Annotated in this window: 13 protein-coding genes; 4 read left to right on the top strand and 9 right to left on the bottom strand. The window is 61.3% G+C overall.

The genetic code is table 11. From position 1 onward, the window contains the following. Window positions 1-68: 68 nt before the first annotated feature. Entirely contained in the window at window positions 69-713 is a 645-nt protein-coding gene (gene rsmG / locus IGS60_RS11175; RefSeq protein WP_230504334.1) for a 16S rRNA (guanine(527)-N(7))-methyltransferase RsmG, read from the bottom strand. Continuing rightward, window positions 710-2,659, bottom strand: a complete 1,950-nt coding sequence (gene mnmG, locus IGS60_RS11180) for a tRNA uridine-5-carboxymethylaminomethyl(34) synthesis enzyme MnmG (protein WP_230504337.1) — start codon at window positions 2,657-2,659, stop codon at window positions 710-712. Before mnmG ends, rsmG begins: the two co-directional genes overlap by 4 nt. A 325-nt stretch (window positions 2,660-2,984) precedes the next feature. Here mnmG and sugE point away from each other — a divergent pair, with 325 nt between their 5' ends. The 4 genes from sugE (at window position 2,985) to IGS60_RS11200 (ending at window position 5,755) form a co-directional block, all read left to right on the top strand. Then, complete coding sequence (sugE, locus tag IGS60_RS11185; protein WP_070312716.1) at window positions 2,985-3,305, top strand: quaternary ammonium compound efflux SMR transporter SugE; 321 nt, start codon at window positions 2,985-2,987, stop codon at window positions 3,303-3,305. 11 nt (window positions 3,306-3,316) lie between these two features. After that, a complete protein-coding gene (locus tag IGS60_RS11190; RefSeq protein WP_230504339.1) occupies window positions 3,317-3,676 on the top strand; it encodes an NADH-quinone oxidoreductase subunit A in 360 nt (119 codons plus the stop codon). Between the two features lie 85 nt (window positions 3,677-3,761). Continuing rightward, window positions 3,762-4,919 carry an iron-containing alcohol dehydrogenase gene (locus IGS60_RS11195; RefSeq protein WP_230504341.1) on the top strand — a complete coding sequence of 386 codons (1,158 nt, stop codon included), beginning with the start codon at window positions 3,762-3,764 and terminating at the stop codon, window positions 4,917-4,919. A gap of 44 nt (window positions 4,920-4,963) precedes the next feature. Further along, window positions 4,964-5,755: an EAL domain-containing protein gene (locus IGS60_RS11200; RefSeq protein ID WP_230504343.1), complete on the top strand. Its 792-nt coding sequence runs from the start codon at window positions 4,964-4,966 to the stop codon at window positions 5,753-5,755. Between the two features lie 45 nt (window positions 5,756-5,800). Here IGS60_RS11200 and IGS60_RS11205 read toward each other — a convergent pair whose 3' ends face one another. The 7 genes from IGS60_RS11205 to IGS60_RS11235 form a co-directional block, all read right to left on the bottom strand. Beyond that, window positions 5,801-7,870 (bottom strand): D-(-)-3-hydroxybutyrate oligomer hydrolase, encoded by a 2,070-nt coding sequence (locus IGS60_RS11205; protein ID WP_230504345.1) that lies wholly within the window; start codon window positions 7,868-7,870, stop codon window positions 5,801-5,803. Between the two features lie 76 nt (window positions 7,871-7,946). Further along, window positions 7,947-8,927 carry a branched-chain amino acid ABC transporter permease gene (locus tag IGS60_RS11210; RefSeq protein WP_070218920.1) on the bottom strand — a complete coding sequence of 327 codons (981 nt, stop codon included), beginning with the start codon at window positions 8,925-8,927 and terminating at the stop codon, window positions 7,947-7,949. A gap of 31 nt (window positions 8,928-8,958) precedes the next feature. Continuing rightward, complete coding sequence (locus IGS60_RS11215; RefSeq protein ID WP_070218919.1) at window positions 8,959-9,843, bottom strand: branched-chain amino acid ABC transporter permease; 885 nt, start codon at window positions 9,841-9,843, stop codon at window positions 8,959-8,961. A gap of 161 nt (window positions 9,844-10,004) precedes the next feature. Beyond that, on the bottom strand, window positions 10,005-11,213 hold the full coding sequence (locus IGS60_RS11220) for an ABC transporter substrate-binding protein (protein ID WP_070218918.1): 1,209 nt from the start codon (window positions 11,211-11,213) through the stop codon (window positions 10,005-10,007). Between the two features lie 70 nt (window positions 11,214-11,283). Further along, complete coding sequence (locus IGS60_RS11225) at window positions 11,284-12,012, bottom strand: ABC transporter ATP-binding protein (protein WP_230504347.1); 729 nt, start codon at window positions 12,010-12,012, stop codon at window positions 11,284-11,286. Next, window positions 12,012-12,782, bottom strand: coding sequence for an ABC transporter ATP-binding protein (locus IGS60_RS11230; RefSeq protein ID WP_035823437.1), 771 nt, complete (start codon window positions 12,780-12,782; stop codon window positions 12,012-12,014). The genes IGS60_RS11225 and IGS60_RS11230 overlap by 1 nt, the downstream gene beginning before the upstream one ends. A 133-nt stretch (window positions 12,783-12,915) precedes the next feature. Beyond that, window positions 12,916-14,541, bottom strand: a complete 1,626-nt coding sequence (locus IGS60_RS11235) for a GMC family oxidoreductase (protein ID WP_230504348.1) — start codon at window positions 14,539-14,541, stop codon at window positions 12,916-12,918. Window positions 14,542-15,265 lie beyond the last annotated feature (724 nt).

Consider the following 15,265-nt stretch of genomic DNA (forward strand, 5'->3'; position numbering starts at 1 on the left):
ATATAAATCGTTTATACGGTTTATATTATTTATACCGTATAAACTGTTTATATCATTTATTTCGACTTTTAAATTCTTGCTATAAAGACCAGATGACGCTCTGCATTTAGCCCTGGCACCTGGATCGCCCGTAATTCCGTCACTTTCCAGTCTGCCGGCAGTCGCTCGCGCTCGTCTGGCGGCGCCACCCCTTTCAAGGCGATGAATTGCCCGCCCTCGGCCAGCACGTGGTGCGACCAGTTGACGAAGTCGGACAGGTCGGCAAAGGCGCGCGAGGTGATCACGTCGAATTTTTGCGCCACTTCCAGCTGTTCCACCCGTTTCGTGTACACGGTGACGTTGGCCAGGCCCAGTTCCGCCTTCACTTGCGTCAGAAAAGCCGTCTTTTTATGCACGGTGTCGATCATCGACACCTTCACATCGGGCCGCGCGATGGCCAGGACCATGCCCGGCAAGCCGCCGCCGGCGCCCACGTCGAGCACATGCTTTGCATCCGCGAACGCCGGCACGGCGGCCAGCGAATCGAGCACGTGCAGGGTCAGCATCTGCATCGGATCGCGCACCGACGTCAGGTTGTACACGCTGTTCCATTTGGCCAGCAAGGCTAGGTAATCGAGCAGTTTTTCCGTCTGATCCGCGCTCAGGTCCAGCCCCAGCGCGGCGATGCCTTCATTCAAAATGGGGGCCAATGCGGCCCGGTCAAACTGCTTCATTCAACAACCTCGTCCTTTAAAGTGGTGGTCTGTATTTCGGCTTGCCCTGCGCCAAAACCGCGCTTTTTCAGATGCACCAGCAGCAGCGAAATCGCCGCCGGCGTCACGCCCGATATGCGCGATGCCTGGCCCAGGGTTTCAGGGCGCTGCTTGTCGAGTTTTTGCCGCACTTCGACCGACAGCGCGCCGATATCGAGGTAATTGAAACCTTCCGGCAAGGCCAGGTTTTCATAGTGTTCATGGCGCTCGATTTCCTTGCTCTGGCGCTCGATGTAGCCCGCATATTTGAGCTGGATTTCCACCTGCTCGCGCACGGCGGGGTCTTCCACGCCGGGGCCGGCCAGGGCCTGGCCTTCCATGCCCGTCATGCTCATCAGGGTGTCGTAGGCCACGTTCGGGCGGCACAGCAGGTCCGCCAGCGAGTACTCGCGCTCGATGGCCTGGCCGACGATGCGTTCCGATTCGGCGGCCGCCAGGATGCGCGGATTGACCCAGGTGGAACGCAGGCGTTCGAGTTCGCGCGCCACCGCTTCGCGCTTGGTCTCGAACGCTTGCCATTGGGTGTCGCCCACGCAGCCCAGCGCGCGCCCGATTTCCGTCAGGCGCATGTCGGCATTGTCTTCGCGCAGGCTCAAACGGTACTCGGCGCGGCTGGTGAACATGCGGTACGGTTCCTGCACGCCCTGGGTGATCAGATCGTCGACCAGCACGCCCAGATAGGCCTCGGAGCGGCCCGGTACCCAGGCTTCCTTGTCCTGCGTCAGCAAGGCCGCATTCAGGCCCGCCAGCATGCCTTGCGCGGCCGCTTCCTCGTAGCCCGTGGTGCCGTTGATCTGGCCGGCGAAGAACAGGCCCGCGACGGCCTTCGTTTCCAGCGACGCCTTCAAGCCGCGCGGGTCGAAATAATCGTATTCGATGGCATAGCCGGGGCGCAGGATATGGGCGTTTTCCATGCCCTTCATCGACTGTACCAGGGCGATCTGCACGTCGAACGGCAGGCTGGTGGAGATACCGTTCGGATAGAACTCGTGCGTCGTCAAACCTTCCGGCTCGAGGAAGATCTGGTGCGATTCCTTGCCCGAGAAACGGTGGATCTTGTCTTCGATCGAGGGACAGTAACGCGGGCCCACGCCTTCGATGACGCCCGTGTACATGGGGCTGCGGTCCAGGCCAGCGCGGATGATGTCGTGCGTCTGGCTATTCGTGTGCGTGACCCAGCACGGCACCTGGCGCGGATGCATGGCCGTGTTGCCCATCACCGAAAACACGGGCACGGGATCGAGGTCGCCCGCCTGTTCTTGCATCACGGAAAAGTCAATCGTGCGGCCATCGATGCGCGGCGGCGTGCCCGTTTTCAGGCGCCCTTGCGGCAGTTTCAGCTCTTTCAGGCGGGCCGACAGCGAGATGGCGGGCGGATCGCCGGCGCGGCCGGCCGAATAGTTATTCAAGCCCACGTGGATCTTGCCGTCGAGGAAAGTGCCGGCCGTCAGCACGACGGCGCGCGCGAGGAACTTCAGGCCGATCTGCGTCACGGCGCCGACGACCCGGTCGCCTTCGACGATCAGATCATCGACCGCTTGCTGGAACAGCCACAGATTCGTCTGGTTTTCCAGGCGCGTGCGAATGGCGGCCTTGTACAAAATACGGTCGGCCTGGGCGCGCGTGGCGCGCACTGCCGGGCCTTTCGAGGAATTCAGGATGCGGAACTGGATGCCGGACTCGTCGGTGGCAATCGCCATCGCGCCGCCCATGGCATCGACCTCCTTGACCAGGTGGCCCTTGCCGATGCCGCCGATGGAGGGGTTGCACGACATCTGGCCCAGTGTCTCAATATTATGCGTGAGCAATAGCGTCTTCTGCCCCATGCGGGCCGAAGCGAGGGCCGCCTCGGTACCGGCGTGACCACCACCGACAACGATGACGTCGAATTCTGTAGGAAATAACATGATAAATAGGTAACAGTGCAAGTAAAAATGCGGGAAGAGAGCTCCGATTATAGAGTCTTTTTGCGAACGCAACCTTCCATGGGCCAATTTTTGCTTAATTTTTACTCAGCGAGGGCAAGTCGACAGCGATTTTTGTTTCACGTGGAACACGCAGCGGTGCCAGGACAGGCCCGCGCCGCGCTGCGGGGTCCGGCAATGTTTGCTACAATTGCCGCATCGTTCGCCTCCGTGCTCACGCCAGTGGCCAGCGCGACGATCATCCAGGAGGACGGCCTCCCCCATCATGGGAACACACCGGGACGGCCCGCTCTGTATAGGAGCCGCCATGGCCTGGATACTGTTAATAATTGCCGGCATGTTTGAAGTCGTGTGGGCATACTCGATGAAACTCTCCGAGGGTTTCACCAGACTCACTCCCTCCGTGATTACCGTGCTCATGATGATGGCCAGCTTCGGCTTGCTGTCGCTGGCCATGCGCACCCTGCCCCTGGGCACGGCTTACACCATCTGGACGGGCATCGGTGCCGTCGGCGCCTTTATCGTTGGCATCGTCTTTCTGGGCGAGCAAGTCAATACCATGCGCGTGTTCGCCGCCGTCCTCATCGTGTGCGGCATCGTGCTGATGAAACTGTCATCGAGCCACTGAGAGGAATCCCCATGCTCCTCGAACACTATTTTCCCGTCCTGCTGTTCATTCTGATCGGCATCCTGGTCGGCATCGTGCCCATGCTGCTGGGACGCGTACTGGGGCCGCACAAGCCCGATCCGCAAAAAATGTCACCGTACGAATGCGGCTTCGAGGCGTTCGGCGACGCGCGCATGAAGTTCGACATCCGCTTCTACCTGGTCGCCATCCTGTTCATCCTGTTCGATATCGAGGTGCTCTTCCTGATGCCGTGGGCGGCCAACGTCAACGAACTGGGCTTGCCCGGCTTCTGGGCCGTCATGGGCTTTCTCGGCGTGCTGGCCATTGGCCTGGCCTATGAATGGAAGCGCGGCGCGCTCGAGTGGGAGTAAGCGCCGCTTTTGGTTCCACGTGAAACAGGCACGGGGCAGGAAAGCGGAGTATGCTGGACTTCTGTCCTTACTGTCAGGAGCATGCATGTCCGCCTTCCAGTTCCGTACCGTGCCGCATCTGATCGTTGAACCGGGCGCCGCCGCCCAACTGGGCGCCCATATCGCCCACCACTTCCCCGCCGTGCGCCGCGCCCTGCTCGTCACCGACGCGGGCTTTTTGCGCACGGGTCTGGCCGATGCACCGTTGCGCAGCTTGCAAGCGGCCGGCATCGAGGCGCATGTCTTTTCCGATGTACAAGCCGATCCGCCCGAAGCCGTCGTGCTGGCTGGCGTGGCCCAGGCCCAGATGTTTCACGTGGAACTGATTATCGGCCTTGGAGGCGGCAGCTCACTGGACGTGGCCAAGCTGATCGCCGTGCTGGCGCCCGGTCACCAGGAACTGGCCCAGCTGTACGGCATCGGCAATGTGCACGGTCAGCGCCTGCCGCTGGTGCAATTGCCGACGACGGCCGGCACGGGCTCGGAAGTCACCCACATCGCCATCGTCACCACGGGCGCCACCAGCAAGATGGGCGTCGTCGCGCCGCAACTGTATGCGGACCTGGCCATCCTCGACGCCAGCCTGACCCTGGGTTTGCCGCCCGCAGTGACGGCCGCCACCGGCATCGATGCCATGGTGCATGCGATCGAAGCGTACACCAGCCGCCTGCTGAAAAATCCCTTGTCCGACATGCTGGCCACCCAGGCGCTGTCGCTGCTCTCCAGCAACTTGCTCGCAGCCTGCCGCGATGGCAGCAACTTGCCGGCGCGGCAAGCCATGCTGCTGGGCGCCATGCTGGCCGGCCAGGCGTTTGCCAACGCACCCGTGGCTGCCGTACATGCGCTCGCCTATCCCATCGGCGGCCTGTTCCACGTGCCGCATGGCCTGTCGAACGCGCTGGTGTTGCCGCACGTGCTGCGTTTTAATCTATCCCATGCGGCGCCCCTGTATGCGCAACTGGCGACCGTATTGCAACCCGGCATCACGGGCAGCGAGGAAGCGCGGGCCGAGGCCCTGATCGACGCCATGCAGGACATTGCCGTCGCTACCGGTATCGCGCGCACCTTGCGCGAAGTGGGCATCACGTCCGGCGACCTGGACCGCCTGGCCGATGAAGCCATGCTGCAAACGCGCTTGCTGGGCAACAATCCCCGTCCCCTCATGCGCGCCGATGCGCGCGCCATCTATGCGGCCGCACTGTGAACCAGCAGACGGAATCTGCCAACCCGCCCAGCTACACTGACGCCATGACGCCTCCCGACATCCCCATTCATCCCGACAGCACCCACTTTCCGTACGGTGCCTGTGCCGGCTGCCATGACAGCGCGCCGCTGCCGTTTGCCTTCGAGTATGCCTATCAGCCCATCGTCGACCTGGCCACGCGCAGCATCTATGCGCACGAGGCGCTGGTGCGCGGCCCGAACGGCGAAAGCGCGGCCAGTGTGCTGGCGCAAGTCAACGACGCCAACCGCTACCGCTTCGACCAGGCGTGCCGCGTCAAGGCCGTGGCCGGCGCAGCGCGCCTCGGCATGCAGGGCTTCCTGTCGATCAATTTTTTGCCCAACGCCGTCTACCGCCCGGAAGTGTGCATCCGCAGCACCCTGGAAGCGGCCAGGCTGCACCGCTTCCCTACCGACAAGATCATCTTTGAAGTGACGGAAGGCGAACGGGTGCAAGACCGTCCCCACCTGGTCGAGATCTTCCGCGCCTACCGGCGCTTCGGTTTCCAGACGGCCATCGATGATTTCGGCGCCGGCTATGCGGGCTTGAACCTGCTGGCCGAATATCAGCCCGACATCATCAAGATCGACATGGACCTGGTGCGCGGCATCGATACGCAGGCGCCGCGCCAGGCGATCGTGCGCGCCATCGCCAGCCTGTGCCATGAGCTTGGTATCCGCGTGCTGGCCGAAGGCATCGAGACCCGCGCCGAGCGCGACTTCCTGGCCAGCTGCGGCATTTCCCTGATGCAGGGCTACTGGTTTTCCAAGCCCGTCTTCCAGGGACTGGGGCAGATCGCCGAGTCGGCCTGGGAATAAAAAGGCCACGTGAAACGTGGCCGCAGGTTCCACCAACGATACTGGCTAGTTGGGAATATCGACGACAGTCCCCGTCACGCTGATGGCATTAGCAGGCGCCGGCGTTGCCGCGATCGCCGGCACGTTGACATTCGTGATCAGTGTCGACGCATCGGCGCGCGTCACCGTGCGCACCACCTGCGATGGCGGCAAGGCTTGCTTGGCGTTCAAGTGCGCATACATGGCGTCGAGCGCCCGGTTCAGGTACACGTGCAGCGGTACGATCAGGGTCGGCAAGGCGCTGCTGAAGGAATCGAAATGGTTGGCATTGGTCACCTCGATATAGCGCAGCTGACTATTTGCCCCTTCCACGGCGGCGTTCAGGCCAAGATAGGCGCGCGAGGCGTGATTGACGGGAATCAAGGTGTCGCTGCGGCCATGCACGATGATGGCCGGCTTGCCCTGCAACTTTCCGCTGGCCGCGACTTCGGCCATGCCGGCCCGCACGCGCACGCTCTGCCCGCCCAGGGTGCCCTGCAAGTTGGCGCCGCTGACGGCGTCGCGCCCCGTCGCCAGGCTGCGCAGGCACAGGAAGCCGTCGAGCGACTGGTCCGCCAGGCTGGTCGATGGCGACACGCCGGCCGTGTAGACTTTGGCGCCGCCCACGCTGTTCTCGTACACGACATTGCCGAGGATGCCGTTTTGCGCGGCAAAGCTGGCCGCCTTTTGCGCTGTGGTAAACGCGATCGGATTGCCGCTGCCGTCCGTCTGCGCAAACGTGAAACCGCACACTTTATCGGTCACGGAAAATTTCCCGTAGGCATACGCATACGTGACGGCCACGAGGATGTTCGTGCCCGCGTGCGAAGCCTGCAGCGGATCGGAATCGACCAGCCAGCCATACGCGCGCAAGCGCTGCTTCGCGTCCGCCTGCTGCGCAGCCAGCTCGGCGCCGTTCAATAAGCCCTTGGCAACCAGCGCCGTGCAGCGTCCCGCATTGCCGGCCACGGAAGCGATGCACGGCTGATACAGGGCCGCATAGGTGGCGTAGTCGAACAGCGCGCGGCCCGGATTGGCGACCACTGCCCCGCCCTGGCGCACGCTGTAGGCGTTAGATGCCGCCGGCTGGATTTGCGGTTCGCTGGCCGCCACGCCGCTGATCAAACCTTTCGTATCCTGTTCCGCCGCCAGCAGGGCCGAGCCGGCGCCGTTGGAAATGCTTGAGGCGATCGTGATGGTGTTCTTCGGCGTCAGGCGCACGATGCGCGAACTGCCGTCGCGGGCCAGCACGCCGTAGCGTTCATTCAAGACGTAAAACGCCATCTCGACCGCCTGCAAGGTGACCTTGCCCCAGTCCTTCTCCGGGTTTTGCTGCGAGTGCGCATGCTTGAAGGCGATGCGGTTCGGATAGGCGCCAGACCAGGCCAGCCGGTCCGCGTCGCTCAAGTCGGGCGCGAAGAGCGCGTTCTTGCCGGCGGCGACCCTGCCCGCGCGCACGCCGTTCTGCAGGTTGACGCTGTCGTCCTCGAACACATACAGGCCCGTGCCAGAACCCTTGTCCGCATACGCCACGGCGCAACCTTTTTTCAGGCCCCATTCGCCCGAGCTGCCGATGGCGCCGTAAATGCCGCGCGAGCCGCTGGACGTGCCCGTGACGATGCAGGCGCGGTCCGGGTCGAAGCTGGCCGGCACCTGCACCATCAAGGTGACGTTTTTCTTGCCCGTGCCATCATCGGCATAGGCGATGTATTCGCTGCCCGCGACCAGGCCCTCACCCGCGCCCACGTTGCCGGCCGCATCCACGTTCGGCCCGTACAGGGTGCCGTAGCCGCTGTTGGCGGCGATGTCGAGCACGGCGCGGTAATTGGCATAGATCGCATTGCGGCGCAGCTCGAGCGGCGTCGGCTGTTCCGCATTCGCATACGCGGGGGTGGCGCCCGCCAGCCCCGTCTTGCCCAGCCCTGCCGTCAGCAGATCGTTCGTCTTGCCGTCGTAGTCGGCGCGCGCAATCGTCCCCAGGTAGCTGGGCATCTGGTTCAGTTCTTCCGGCGCATGGTTGCTGCCGCAGGCTGCCAACGCCAGCAGGGTGCACAGGCTCGTGCCAACAGTGCCCGCGCGCGTGATCGTCATTTGCATGGTGGTTCTCTCCGTTGAAGTAACAGTGGACGCACAATGAAAAACGCCGGACGAATCGTCCGGCGTTGCTTGAAAATCAGACAGCGGCTTTGGCCGCCCTGCCGCCGAAACGCGCGATGGCTTCGCCGACGATGCCGCGCCGGAACAGCAGCACGCAGATGACGAAGATCACGCCCGTGACCATGCCCACCGATTCACCCAGGGTGCCGAACCACTCGATGCCCGTGTGCGTGGCCAGGTAGGTGCCGACATCGCCCAGCTTGTTTTCCAGCGCGATGATCAATACGGCGCCGAGGATGGGACCGGACAAAGTGCCCATGCCGCCCACCAGGGTCATCAGCACGACCAGGCCCGACATGCCCCAGTACACGTCGGTCAAGGTCTCAAAGCCCAGCACCAGCGTCTTGGTGGCGCCGGCCAGCGCGGCCAGCGACGCCGACAGAACGATGGCCATTAGCTTGTACTTGTTGACGTCGTAGCCGAGCGAGATGGCGCGCGGTTCGTTTTCCTTGATCGCCTTGAGCACTTGTCCGAACGGCGAATGGATGGTGCGCACGATCAGGGCGAAGCCGGCGACAAAAATGGCCAGCACGACGTAGTACAACACCGTGTCGTTGGCCAGGTCTATCGTGCCCAGCAAGGTTCCACGTGGAACACCCTGCAAGCCATCCTCGCCGCCCGTGAACGGCAGGCGCAAGGCCAGGAAGTACACCATCTGCGCCAGCGCCAGGGTGATCATCGTAAAGTAGATGCCCTGGCGGCGGATCGCCAGGCCGCCGATCACGAGGCCCAGCAAGGCGCCCGTGGCGACGCCGGCCAGCAAGCCCAGTTCCGTCGGCCAGCCCCAGGTGCGCAGCGCGTAACCGGTGACATAGCCGGCGCCGCCGAAGAAGGCCGCGTGGCCGAACGACAGCAAACCCGTGTAGCCGATCAACAAGTTGAACGCGCAGGCAAACAGGGCAAAGCACAGCAACTTCATCAGGAAGACGGGGTAGCCGTAAAACGGGGCCGCCAACGCCAGCAGCAGGGCAATGGCGTAGCCTACATTCTTATTCATCGTGGTAGCTCCAATACATGACTGATGAGGATTACTTTTCTTTGCCGAACAGGCCGGCGGGACGCAGCAGCAGCACGATGACCATCACCACGAACACCACGGTGGCCGAGCCTTCCGGGTAGAACACGCGGGTCAGGCCCTCGATCACGCCCAGGCCCAGGCCCGTCAGGATGGAACCCATGATGGAACCCATGCCGCCGATCACCACCACGGCAAACACGACGATGATCAGGTTCGAGCCCATCAGCGGCGAAACCTGGATGATCGGCGCGGCCAGCACGCCGGCGAAACCGGCCAGCGCCACACCGAAGCCGAAGGTCAAGGTCACCATCAGCGGCACGTTGATGCCGAACGCTTCCACCAGTTTCGGGTTTTCCGTGCCGGCCCGCAGGTAGGCGCCGAGCTTGGTTTTCTCGATGACGAACCAGGTGGCCAGGCAAACGGAAAGCGAGGCGATCACGACCCAGGCGCGGTAGTTCGGCAAGATCATGAAGCCCAGGTCCGTCGCGCCGGCCAGCGCTTCGGGTACGGCATACGGCTGACCCGAGACGCCATAGAACGAGCGGAACACGCCCTCCATGATCAGGGTGATGCCAAAGGTCAGCAGCAAGCCATACAGGTGGTCGAGTTTGTACAGCCAGCGCAGCATGGTTTTTTCGATCAGGATGCCGAGCAGGCCGACGAGGATCGGGGCGATGACCAGCATGGCCCAGTAATTGATGTCGAAATAGCTGAGGCCCATCCAGGCCAGGAAGGCGCCCATCATGTACATGGCGCCGTGCGAGAAATTAATAACGTTGAGCAAGCCGAAGATGACGGCCAGACCGAGGGACAACATGGCATAGAACGAGCCGTTGACGAGACCCAGCAGCAGCTGGCTCATCATCGCTTGTAATGGAACGCCGAAAATTTCCATGGCATCACAGTATAAAAAGCACCGCCGGGTAGCGGTGTGGTATCAAGGGAAACGCGCCACCGCAAACGGGTGCGGCGGCGCAAGGCGAACCCTGCGAGCGAAGCGCATGCAGGACAGAGCGCCCGCGCGGCGGCGGGCGATCCACAGGGATTGCTACAGCGTTACTTCCACAGCGAACACTTCGATTCGGCCTTGGTCACATACGCCTGTGCACCGGGCACGGTGGCGACCACCTTGTAGTAATCCCATGGGTATTTCGACTCGGACGGTTTCTTGACTTCCATCAAATACATATCGTGCACCATGCGGCCATCGGGGCGTACTTCGCCATTCTGGGTGAACATGTCGTTGATCTTGGTCTTTTTCAGGTAGGCCATGACCTTGTCCGTATCATCCGTGCCGACGGCCTTGACGGCTTTCAGGTAGTTCGCCGCGGCCGAATAGTCGGCTGCCTGCAGCATCGACGGTTCCTTCTTCATTTTGGCGAAATAGCGTTTCGACCAGGCACGCGTTTCAGGATTCAAGTCCCAGTACCAGCCGTCCGTCAGGTACATGCCCTGCGTCAGGTTCAGGCCCAGCGAATGGATGTCATTGATGAAGATCAGCAAGCCGGCCAGTTTCATCGATTTCGTCAAACCGAACTCGTTGGCCGCCTTGATGCTGTTGATGGCGTCGCCACCCGCATTGGCCAGACCGAGGATCTGCGGTTTGGCTGCTTGCGCCTGCAGCAGGAAGGACGAGAAATCGGACGCGCCCAGCGGATGCTTGACGCTGCCCAGCACCTTGCCGCCGGCCGCCTTGACGACCTCGGCCGTGTCTTTTTCCAGCGAATGGCCAAACGCATAGTCGGCCGTCATGAAATACCAGTTCTTGCCGCCCTGTTTGACGATGGTGCCGCCCGTGCCGCGCGCCAGCGCCACTGTGTCGTAGGCGTAATGCACGGTGTACGGCGTGCATTCTTCATTCGTCAGGCGTGAGGAGCCGGCACCGATGGCAATGAAGATTTTTTTCTTTTCCGCCGCGACCTTGGCCATGGCCAGGCTGGCGCCGGAATTGGTGCCGCCGATCAGCATGTCGACGCCCTGTTGGTCGAACCATTCACGTGCCTTCGAGGCGGCGATGTCGGCCTTGTTTTGATGGTCGGCGGAAATGAATTCCACCTTTTTGCCGGCCAGTACCACGCCGGCATCGGCGATCGCCATCTTGATGGCTTCCGCGCCACCGAGGCCGTCGACGTCGGAATACACGCCCGACATGTCGGAAATAAAACCGATCTTGATGGTATCGCCCGATACCTGGGCGTGCGCGGCGGCGGAAAAGCCCAGGGCGCAAAGAGTGGCGGTGGCAATGGCGATAGCGTTACGTTTCATAGTGTCTCCGTTGGGATTATTGTTTGCTATTTAAACGATTGCTCGACGACGATACGGAACTACATGGGCATTACACGCCAAGCAGCTCGGTCAATACCGGCATCTTGGCTTCCAGTTCGGATGCAGCAAAAGTCTCGACGATCTGACCGTGCTCCATCACATAAAACCGGTCCGCCAGCGGCGCGGCAAACCGGAAATTCTGTTCCACCATGACGATGGTGTAGCCCTTTGCCTTCAGGGTGGTAATCATGCGCGCCAGGCCCTGCACGATGACGGGTGCCAGGCCTTCGGAAATTTCATCGAGCAGCAGCAAACGGGCGCCCGTGCGCAGGATGCGCGCCACGGCCAGCATCTGCTGCTCCCCGCCCGACAATCGCGTGCCCTGGCTGTGGCGGCGCTCCTGCAAATTCGGGAACATGGCGTAGATTTCCTCCACCGACATGCCCTTCTCGCCGCTGGCCAGGGTCGGCGGCAGCAGCAGGTTTTCCTCGGTCGACAGCGACGAGAAAATGCCGCGCTCTTCAGGACAGTAACCGATACCCAGGTGGGCGATTTTGTGCGTGGCCAAACCTATCGCTTCGCTGCCATTGACTTTGATGGAGCCCGTGCGTGCGCCCGTCAGCCCCATGATGGCGCGCAAGGTGGTCGTGCGGCCGGCGCCATTGCGGCCCAGCAAAGTCACCACTTCGCCCTGCTCCACTTTCAGATTGACGTCGTGCAGGATGTGCGATTCGCCATACCAGGTGTGCAGTTGCGAAATTTCCAGCGCGGGTGCGCCGCCATTTACTTGTGTCGCCATCAATGCGCCCCTTCCAGTTCGGCGTGGGTGGTACCCATGTAGGCTTCCATCACTTGCGGATTGCGCGACACTTCCGCGTAACTGCCTTCGGCCAGCATGGCGCCGCGCTGCAGGACGGAAATCTTGTCGCAGATGCCAGAGACCACGCTCATATTGTGTTCCACCATCAAAATCGTGCGGCCGGCCGACACCTTTTTGATCAGCTCGGTGACGCGGTGCACGTCTTCGTGGCCCATGCCTTGCGTCGGTTCGTCGAGCAGCATCATTTCCGGCTCCATCGCCAGGGTGGTGGCGATTTCCAGCGCCCGCTTGCGCCCGTAGGGCATGTCGACCGTGATGGTGTCGGCAAACTCCGTCAGGTCGACTTCGGCCAGCAAGGCCATGGCACGGTCGTTGAGCTGGTTCAAGGCGCGTTCGCTTTGCCAGAAATGGAACGAGGTACCGAGCTGGCGCTGCAAGCCGATGCGCACATTCTGCAGCACGGACAGATGGGGGAAGACGGCGGAAATCTGGAAGGAACGGATCACGCCCATGCGCGCGATCTGGGCCGGTTTGGCGGCCGTGATATCTTTCCCATTGAACAGGATCTGTCCGGATGTGGGGACCAGGAATTTGGTGAGCAAGTTGAAACACGTGGTCTTGCCGGCGCCGTTAGGACCGATCAAGGCGTGGATATGGCCCCGCTCTACCTTCAGGTTCACCTCGCTCACAGCGGTGAAACCCTTGAATTCCTTGGTCAAATTTCTTGTTTCCAAGATTACGTTTGACATCGTGTCTCCTAGTTGTACTTTTTGTACTACTTAGTCATTTTTATAATACACAACTTAAATTTAACGCACAATACAGTATAACTACGGGGATTTTTCGCCAGCCCGAATGGCGCAAACTCGCACGCTTGCCGCGCTATTTCCAGGCCGCATGTATCATTTGCGCCGCTTTTTCCGCGATCATCACGGTGGGCGAGTTCGTGTTACCAGAAGTAATGTACGGCATGATCGAGGCATCGACGACACGTAAACCATCTACGCCGATCACGCGCAAGGAGCTGTCGACCACGCTAGAGGCCTCGCTGGCCAGACCCATGCGGCAGGTGCCCACCGGGTGGAAGATGGTCGTGCCGATCTGGCTGGCCGCCTGCGCCAGCTCTTCCTGGCTCTGGAATTGCACGCCCGGCTTGTATTCTTCGGGAGCGAATTTTTTCAGGGCCGGCGCGGCGGCGATGGCCCGCGTCAGGCGCAAGGCGTTGGCCGCCACGGCGCGGTCCTGCTCGGTACTCAGGTAATTGGGCACGATCTTCGGCGCCGCATAACTGTCGGCCGACGCGATGTGCACATGGCCACGCGAAGTCGGGCGCAGATTGCAGACGCTGGCCGTAAACGCGGGAAACGCGTGCAAGGGTTCGCCGAATTTGTCCAAGGACAAGGGTTGCACGTGGTATTGCAGGTTCGGCGTGGCTTGCTGCGGATCGGACTTGGCGAACGCGCCCAGCTGCGATGGCGCCATCGACATGGGTCCGCTCTGAAACAGCGCATATTGCAAGCCGATCTGCATTTTTCCGACGATATTGCTGGCCATCACATTCAAGGTCTTGACGCCCTGCACTTTGTACACCATGCGCAGCTGCAGATGGTCTTGCAAATTGCCGCCCACGCCAGGCGAGTCCAGCACGGGCGTGATGCCGTGTTCGCGCAGCAAGGCGGCCGGGCCGATGCCGGACAGTTGCAGCAATTGGGGCGAACCGATGGCACCCGCCGTCAGCAAGGTTTCCCGTTTGGCCGTCGCCTGCCACTGCGTGCCGCCGCCCGTGAACACGATGCCCGTGCAACGGGGCCCCGACTCCGAAGCTTCAATCAATAGACGTTCCACGTGGCAGCCCGTCATGATGGTCAGGTTCGGGCGGCGCGCGGCCGGTTTCAAGAACGCTTTCGAGGTATTCCAGCGGATGCCGCGGCGCTGATTGACGTCGAAATACGCGCTGCCGCTATTGTCGCCGCCATTGAAATCGCTGGTTTTCGGGATGCCCACCTGCTGCGCCGCGTCGCGGAACGCATTCAAAATATCCCACGACAGGCGCTGTTTTTCCACGCGCCACTCGCCACCGACGCCATGGTTTTCCGAGGCGCCGCCGTAATAATCCTCGCTTTGTTTAAATAGCGGCAAGACCTTGTCCCAGCGCCAGGAGGCGTCGTCCGTCAAGTCGGCCCAGTGATCGTAATCGCCGGCCTGGCCCCGCATGTAGATCATGCCGTTGATGGACGAGCTGCCGCCCAGGACTTTGCCGCGCGGATAGATCAGGCTGCGCCCGCCCAGTCCCGCGTCCGCCTGCGTGGAATACAGCCAGTCCGTGCGGGGATTGCCGATGCAATGCAGATAGCCGACGGGGATGTGAATCCACACGTAATCGTCCTTGCCGCCCGCTTCCACGAGCAAAACGTTGGCATCCTTGTCGCGCGTGAGCCGGTTCGCCAGCACGCAACCTGCCGTGCCGCCGCCCACGATGATGTAGTCGTATTCGCCTGCCGATTCCAATGAAGCTCCTTTCGGTATGCCATCAAGCTGTCGCGCGGCGTGTCTCCCCGCCGCGTCCCTTTACCAGAGTCTGTCTTTCTTCATGCATGCATGGCTGCTGAGCCGTCTTGAGATTACCACCAGTGCCGGGCCAGGGCGACATTAATCGTGGCCAGCGATATGGGCGAGCGTCACGATAAGCTCAAAAACAAGGCCGCCAAGCTGTGGATAACCGTATGGATATCCACAGGTACGATATGTGAGTAAACGAAAATTTTTTTGGACGCTTTTTTTTATCCCAAAACCATCCCCGGCAGATACAACCCTTACTCAGCGTTTATCCGTACGCCAAGCGATTGTTTACAAGGATAAATCAGGACTTATCCACAGAAGATGTCGCCGTTAACTACTATTACTATTCTTGTATACGATCTTGTTAAGGTAAACCCGACAACGCGCGCTTTGTCTGCCCTTTCCTTCGGGAAGATTCACAAACCTGTCTTCAAAAAAAAACGGCGAGCTGCTTTGACTGACAAAAAAAAATCGCGCCAACAACTGAGCGACGAAAACCGGCACGGCCGGCATCACGCGCACTGCACTGCCAAACCGTTTTGCAAAATGGAAACGTCAACCGTCCTGGCCAGGTATTCGGCCAAGAGACGGTGCGATGTCGAAAAGAGGGGGTATTTGAGACGATTGTGGATAAGTCACTTGATATCCACAGGATGACTTGTGAGTAAACACG

The sequence above is a fragment of the Janthinobacterium sp. FW305-128 genome (assembly GCF_020858135.1).
Taxonomy (GTDB): Bacteria; Pseudomonadota; Gammaproteobacteria; order Burkholderiales; family Burkholderiaceae_D; genus Janthinobacterium.